The 527-nt window shown below is 80.6% G+C and carries 1 pseudogene (running past one end of the window); it reads right to left on the bottom strand.

Features of this window, described 5'->3' with window-relative positions:
* A pseudogene (locus BZL64_RS24605) lies at positions 1 to 527 on the bottom strand (RNA polymerase sigma factor) (its annotated part continues 576 nt past the right edge of the window); the annotation flags it as partial.

Below are 527 nucleotides of genomic sequence, written 5' to 3'. Positions count from 1 at the left end.
GCTGGGCGACGCCGAGGCGGACGGGGACGCCGACGGGGAGGGGGAGGCGGAGGCGGAGGCCGACGGAGAGGACTGCGGTGTGGCGCCGGACGTCGGGAGGTCCGTGCGGAGCGCCTCGCCGGCCGTCCGTGCCGCGGTCCGCCCGCCGGGCTCCTCGCCCGGCCGGGTGCCGAAGTAGTAGATGCCGCCGCCCGCGACACAGGCGGCCACGACCGCCGCGCCGACGGCCCGGCGCCGAGTGCGCCGCCTCCGACGGGCGGCGGCGCGGGCGGTGGGCTGTCCGCCGGCGGAACGGCGCCTGCCGACGGTCGGGACGGCGTCGGCGGAGGTCTCGCCGGTGCCGGCGGCCGGGACGGCGTCGGTGGTCTTCTCGCCGGTGCCGAGCAGGGAGGCCGATCCAGCCATGGCCGACGCGTCGTGGGCCGAGCGGATGCCCGCCGCCAGCGCGGGCGACGCCGCCACCAGTGCCAGACCGGCCAGCAGCCCCTCCGCGGGCAGCAGGCCGCTCCACAGCCCCGAACAGCGCG

The sequence above is a fragment of the Streptomyces bobili genome, assembly GCF_002154575.1.
Taxonomy (GTDB): domain Bacteria; phylum Actinomycetota; class Actinomycetes; order Streptomycetales; family Streptomycetaceae; genus Streptomyces; species Streptomyces bobili.
Note: the sequence above shows the minus strand (reverse complement) of the source record. Positions and strands in the feature narration are given on the sequence as shown.